Annotated in this window: 5 protein-coding genes; 2 read left to right on the forward strand and 3 right to left on the reverse strand. The window is 52.3% G+C overall.

Going from position 1 to position 5,196, the window contains the following annotated elements; all coding sequences use genetic code 11:
* Positions 1–187, reverse strand: a 187-nt coding sequence (locus F7R02_RS24030) for a transposase (RefSeq protein WP_151210039.1), incomplete at its 3' end; no start/stop codon positions are given.
* Positions 188–906: 719 nt separating this feature from the next.
* Here F7R02_RS24030 and F7R02_RS24040 point away from each other — a divergent pair.
* Positions 907–1,302 (forward strand): H-NS histone family protein, encoded by a 396-nt coding sequence (locus tag F7R02_RS24040; protein WP_011348380.1) that lies wholly within the window; start codon positions 907–909, stop codon positions 1,300–1,302.
* A 453-nt stretch (positions 1,303–1,755) separates the two neighbouring features.
* Here F7R02_RS24040 and F7R02_RS24045 read toward each other — a convergent pair whose 3' ends face one another.
* Together F7R02_RS24045 and F7R02_RS24050 are read right to left on the reverse strand one after the other, a co-directional pair.
* Positions 1,756–2,787, reverse strand: a complete 1,032-nt coding sequence (locus tag F7R02_RS24045) for a hypothetical protein (RefSeq protein ID WP_011348379.1) — start codon at positions 2,785–2,787, stop codon at positions 1,756–1,758.
* 614 nt (positions 2,788–3,401) lie between these two features.
* Positions 3,402–4,694 carry a reprolysin-like metallopeptidase gene (locus F7R02_RS24050; RefSeq protein ID WP_011348378.1) on the reverse strand — a complete coding sequence of 431 codons (1,293 nt, stop codon included), beginning with the start codon at positions 4,692–4,694 and terminating at the stop codon, positions 3,402–3,404.
* A gap of 307 nt (positions 4,695–5,001) precedes the next feature.
* Here F7R02_RS24050 and F7R02_RS24055 point away from each other — a divergent pair.
* A partial coding sequence (locus F7R02_RS24055) for a hypothetical protein (RefSeq protein ID WP_151210248.1) occupies positions 5,002–5,196 on the forward strand: 195 nt, incomplete at its 3' end.

Raw genomic sequence — 5,196 nt, forward strand, 5'->3', positions numbered from 1 at the left:
AACGGTTCATGCGTGTGTAGACCGTATGCCAGTTGCCAAAGCGCTTGGGTAGGCCGCGCCATTTGCAGCCATGCTCGGCAACGTAAAGGATGGCGTTGACCACTTGCAGGTTGGTCATGCTGACATTGCCGCGCTGCGCCGGCAGGCAGTGTTCGATCAGAGAAAATTGTGCTGGCGTGATCTCCATGCCCAATAGTTTAATCGCTCGGGCCATTAGTGTTAACAGGCCCTAGTTGTTCAAGCAGCTTTTGAGGCCCGCGCGACACCGTGTTGGACCGACGCGTGCGATCGCCACCCGCGCGGGAACGGCTTTCATCATCCATGGCCTCGACTTCACCAGTGCCCGCTTCTTTGCTTTCGTCAGTGACGGGATCAGCACGATCAGTTTGGTGTTGCGCTGCTCCCACTGGGCCACGGTCCGATCGGTATCATCGTCTTCCCATGGATCGCCATAGCTCCGGGTGATGTCGCAATCATCCCCGTGGGGTAGGGCGTAGAAGTGAGCGACCTTGCCGCGTCGCCCTGGGCTAGGTCTGGACGCCGACCTGAATGAGCAGTTGCCTCGCAATACGGACAACGCAGATGCGGCTTCAATGCTCGGCGAGCAGACACATCCAGGTTCGCCACTTCCTGGGCCGTGTAGTCCTGGTCGCTTCGACGATCCCTTGCTTTATCCATAGACACCCCCTGTCTTGACCCACATGCTTTCAAGGGTTGTTCCAGTAGTCAAGCTGTTCAAGTTGGGGAGGCCGACCTGCCTCATGCCCTTCCGATACCCAAAAAAACAGAAGTCGCTGCGGAGCAATACGATAGAATAGTAGAGCTTGTCAATAGATCGCCGTGCAGCTTTACTGCAATAGATTTCTCACGAATAATTTGCTAACCAAACGATTGGAATAGTCCTGAATGACAACCGCGTCTTTGAGTGCCCTTGCCGCTGCTAAAGAAAAATTGGCAGAAGAAATTCGGAAGTTGGAAGAGCAGGAAGCTCAGCTACGCCAGCAGCAATCATCCGAGGCGTACTCGGAGATCGTCAAGCTTCTCGACCAATACACCGAGCATTTCAGTGCAAAGCAAAAATCTGAAATTGCGGCCCTGATCGGTGCTGGTGTGGCTAAGCCGAAGAAGGCTGCTTCCACAAAAAAGGAAGTAGCGCCCAAGTATTGGTTGCCCCACAACCAAGAGACATGGTCAGGGCGTGGTCGTCCGCCCAAAGCCTTCACCATTTGGCAGGGGAGCGCGTCTTACAAGGAGTGGAAAGCCAAGCACCCTGATGAGAAGTTTCCGGCTTTCCCAGGCTGAGTATTGCGAATGCGAGGCAATGAGCGCCCGGAGTCTCTTCGGGCACTCATTGCCTACGTCTGCGGATTGTCGGTTATTAGCTCAAGCAGCGCGCTGCACTGAAAGACACCAGCGCAGCGGCAATCCCGAACGAGAAGGTTAAATCGCCTGGCTCGCGCCAGACGAGCTTGAGCCAGCGAAGGTGGGTAGCTTGCCTGAGTCCTCTTGCAGTAAATTCCTTAATCGTTTAACAGCAAGAAATGCCAATCGCCTGGGCCTAGCCTTTCTTCGGACACTGCTGTCGCTTAGCAATTAATGAGCTGCAGACGAATTGGATGTTTCTCGTACGAATCCCTGTCGACTCTCAACAGCGTCAAGCTGTCAGGCTGAGCTATGCCCACTGGCGGAACGGTCGACTCGATGTATTGGTCTGGTTGCGCCCGATCTATCCTGATGCCGACTTCGAGTTGTCTATCAGAGCTTCCCGGTAAATTCAATTGAGGGCATGACGCCTGCTGACACAGCGCAGGCACCCAGGATGAGATTGTTAATCTCACCAGTCGTACCGCCGTCACTGATGCACGTGGGCGACAGGGTTGTCCCATCCTTGACAGCCAATTTCGTGGTAATGGAAGTGCCTGTATTGAAGTATGCTTTCTTGCCACTATTGCTACCGTCGACATTGAAGTCTGCCTGCGTCCATACGGAACTGATGTTGAGAATATTGCCTTTCGCGCTTACGCTGTAGGCATCAGTACCATTTGTGAAAATCACGGTATCGTTGCCGTTGGCGGCCGCCTTCGCCGTCAATCGGAAGTTTGGTAGTTGGCCGATTGGGTAATGCGGCGTCGGTACGGCTTTACTTTGCCTGACGCAACTAGTGTCTCCGTCGCTGCTCCATCCGGGCGGGCATGTGCTGCCGAAGTTGATCATCCAGTATTCGATTAAAACGTATGCTGAGTTTGCGGGGCCATCGTTCCCGTAGAGGAATTGTTCCCATACTGTGCAGCCCGAGTGATTCTGGCACGCTGACGTTGTTCCATCGTCATTAGTATTCAGCTGCACACTATATTCATCCGGACTAGAGTCACTGTTTACGGTCTTCAGCCCGGTTACCGTCGGAAAACTTCCCGCCGCCTCGCTAATAAGGCCATGCCCTCTGAGCGCGTAGCTCACGGGGCCTTGCGTTGCACCGACGGCATCTGGAAGTGCCGTTCGTCCAGCGGCGCCCTGAGTGGTCATTTTACCGACTGGTAAACGATGGTTTCGACGTGGCAATGCGTTGCAGGGTACCGACTCCCAAATCATGCTTGGGTATTTGGCGTGAAAGCATCCGGTCGTCGGCGTATCAGACCTTACAAGCTCTGTTTGCCATGCCTGTTGGACCTGCAGTTCAAGTTGGCTGGGACTGACGCTCACTGGCTGCGTACCACCTAATTGTGCAGCTGCTTGTGCGCAGGTAGCAGTGGTAATTGCAGTTACTAACAGAAATTTACTGTGTTTCATCGTATTTCCTTTGTTAACGGAAGAATAAATGCGATTTCCTACTGCGCTGCGTGTCAAGAGGTGACGCTTCAGCATCCTTTCGGAGCGGGAGACCGGAAAGCTATTTTGCACAGCGTGTATCGCAACTCGACGTTTTAAGATCCCCAAGACGCCTCGATTACTTAATCTTGTGGGAAAAAATCTATTGAAGGACTCGACGACTTCAATGCATTAGGTAACCTCTGAACAACTCTTTCATGAGCTTTCGACCAACAAACGAGGCAATCTCTACAATGCGAAAATGCTTTATTTCCAGCATGCGTGACCGATGAGGTAGGGAGTGTCAGTCTTGCGAGTTGACGTAAGCTTGGCCGAAGCTAGATGTCAACTGATTTGAAAGAATTCCTGGCTGTGCCCGTCTGCAGGAACTATTAAAGTGGACGTCATTTGCAGCGCTTGTTCGATAGATCGCTCCAGCAATACGCCGCGAACTATCTCCGTCGTCTACAAGTGCGACTTACCGTTTTATGTGGTATGTCTGAAAGCGTGTTTAGGGGTTACTCTGTGACAGCGCATGGCGTTAGTGCACGCCAAGCGCTGTCGCGGCTCCGGTAGCATCCGTGCTCACAGGTGACTCATCGCTTGGTCGGCCTAAAGTTGGCCGCGATGGGCATGGTGATATTTAACGCTCTGGTCTGGTCGGCTTCGTTTGCATCCCCGCACGGGTTGCCATTGCATAACGTGATACGTGGATTGGCGAAGTAGGGAACTCTCTGCTGATCGTCGGAGGCATACGCCATGATGGTATTGAAACTGCCCTCATCCAATGTCTGCCGCCATCCGTAAGCATAAGTGAACGCGCCAGGACCGGAATCGGCTTTGTCGTGAGCCAGACCAAGGTTATGGCCGATTTCATGCGCGAAGGTAATGTCTTCGCAGTAATTTCCGGCTTCTTCATCGGTACCGTCACTGACTGCGGCGTACCCCGATCCCTGCATATTGACATTGTACGATTGAAGCCCACCACCGTTCAGCCACGCCACGCCGCAAGCGCCTTGATTTGCGCGGTAAGGGCGTAGCAAGGCGACAAGATCGGCACCCTGGGTGTCACGCGTGCTGTGTAGTGCTGCTAATGAAGAGGTGCCTGATGCTTCGGTCAGGTCGTTAAGTGCAGCATCATCTGTAGTGGAATCCGTGTAATTAACCTGCTGCGTACCGATCAGGCGCAGGCGTCCATTCACTTGGCTATCCGAGTAGGCACGGTTGGTAACGGCGACCAGATAGTTGATGCGGGTATTAACGGCATCCACCGATCCTAGCTCGCGGACCAAGCCTGGGGTATAACCTACGAGCACGTCGACCACCGCCGGGGTCGTTGCGCTGGCCGCCTGCTTCACTAGTGCAAGACTACGTTGTAAATCTTGCTCGCTTACCGCTTGCTTCGGCGGAATCAGGTAGTCGGACGCCATGGCACTATCATTGCTCTTGAGGCGGTCAAGAGCAATGTTTTTTGGTAGACGTTCTGCAATATACAGCTTGCCGCCCTGGGTAACGATACGAAGCGATGTGTTATTGTCGACCGGAATTGATCCGAATACTGCGTTGCGGCCGAAGGTGATCACTACACTTTGCTTTTCTGCGGGGAGGGTGCCGACAAAGGTCCAATGATCATTGTCCTGGGTGTTTTGCGAAATAGTTTTTGCATAGATGCGTCGGCCGTCTGGCAGCGGTAACCAAAGTCCACCGGCAGCGGCATTATCGTAGGCTTGCGATTCGTTGATTTTGATCGGGCTTAGCCTTTCCGTTGAAGTGATCCTAGTCTTCTGTTGGTTTGAAAATGAAAGCCATTGGTCAGCTGCAAATGCCATAGAGGTGGCAGTGCAGCTCAGTCCCAGAAAAATCGCCGCTGCTAGAAAATTTATTTTCATAAATACCTATTTTATTTTGGTAATTAATTAAATGGTGTGGAACGAAATACGCCGTTGCGCAGTCATATTCATCGCACGACACGTTGTAAGCTCATGCCGCTCTGCGGGATAACTATGCTGAAAAGATCCGATAACTTCAACGCTTCTGTGGATGGCTTGTGATGTAATTTTGGCGAATTATGCGTTTTTTTGTGGCATCCGTCATAAGTGCATTTAATGCACCTGGAAAATTAAGAGGGCATGTGTATGATAGTGGTTGGATGTCTTGATATGAGACTTTTATAGAAACTAGGGCCTGTTAACACTAATGGCCCGAGCGATTAAACTATTGGGCATGGAGATCACGCCAGCACAATTTTCTCTGATCGAACACTGCTTAGACTCAACTTCCAAGCGCAACACCCTCTCAGCAAGTAGGGTGTATGCATGTCAAAGAGCTACGTTCACCTCAGCGCAGAAGAACGCGCAGTTCTCCAGATTGAAACGCGACGAGGCCAGAGCT

The organism is Xanthomonas cissicola (assembly GCF_008801575.1).
GTDB classification, from domain to species: domain Bacteria; phylum Pseudomonadota; class Gammaproteobacteria; order Xanthomonadales; family Xanthomonadaceae; genus Xanthomonas; species Xanthomonas cissicola.